At 71.1% G+C, this 996-nt stretch carries 1 protein-coding gene; it reads left to right on the top strand.

The window, feature by feature from the left end:
- Positions 1-60: 60 nt before the first annotated feature.
- Positions 61-990, top strand: a complete 930-nt coding sequence (locus ACJA3G_RS37580; protein WP_406557485.1) for an ABC transporter ATP-binding protein — start codon at positions 61-63, stop codon at positions 988-990.
- Positions 991-996 lie beyond the last annotated feature (6 nt).

The following is a 996-nucleotide window of genomic DNA, read 5'->3' as shown; positions in this document are numbered from 1 at the left end:
GGGACGGGGTCCGGGTCCGGGTCCGGGTCCGGGTCCGGGTCCGGGTCGCAGGTCAGCACGCTGTCGGAGCTGGAGGCGCGGGCGGCGGCGCGCCGCGACCGCCCGGCGTACGGCCATGACGCCCTGATCGCCTGCGACCGGCTGGTACGGATCTTCACCACGGACGGCGTGGAGGTCCAGGCGTTGCAGGGTCTGGACCTCCTGGTCACCGAGGGTGAGCTGATGGCCCTGGTGGGAGCGTCCGGCAGCGGGAAGTCCACGCTGATGAACATCCTGGCGGGCCTGGACGTCCCGACGGCCGGCCAGGCGAAGGTGGCGGGCCGGGACCTGCTGTCGATGGACGCGAAGGCGCGGCTGGACTACCGCAGGGAGGTGGTCGGCTTCGTCTGGCAGCAGACGGCGAGGAACCTTCTGCCGTACCTGACGGCGGCTCAGAACGTCTCCCTGCCCATCCAGTTGCGGAGCCGCCGCGCGAAGAACCGGTCGACACGGGCGGACGAACTCCTCACACTCCTGGACGTGGCCCACTGCCGCGACCGCCGCCCCCACCAGATGTCCGGCGGCGAGCAGCAGCGCGTGGCGATCGCGGTCGCCCTCGCCAACAACCCCGCGGTCCTGCTGGCGGACGAGCCGACGGGCGAACTCGACTCCGCCACGGCCGAACAGATCTTCGCGGCCTTCCGCAAGGCGAACGAGGAGCTGGGCACGACGATCGTCATCGTCACCCACGACCAGACGGTCGCGACCGAGGTCCGCCGCACGGTGGCGATCCGCGACGGCCGCACCTCGACGGAGGTCCTGCGCCGCACCCACCTGGACGAGCAGACCGGCGAGGAGTCGGTGATCTCCCGCGAGTACGCGATGCTCGACAGAGCGGGCCGCCTCCAGCTCCCCACGGAGTACACGGAGGCACTGGAGATGGAACGAAGAGTGCTGCTGGAACTGGAAGAGGACCACATCCAGGTGTGGCCGGACGGGGGCGGGGAGTAAGGGGGT

Origin of the sequence: Streptomyces sp. YS-3 (assembly GCF_045257485.1) — a bacterium.
GTDB lineage: Bacteria > Actinomycetota > Actinomycetes > Streptomycetales > Streptomycetaceae > Streptomyces.
Note: the sequence above shows the minus strand (reverse complement) of the source record. Positions and strands in the feature narration are given on the sequence as shown.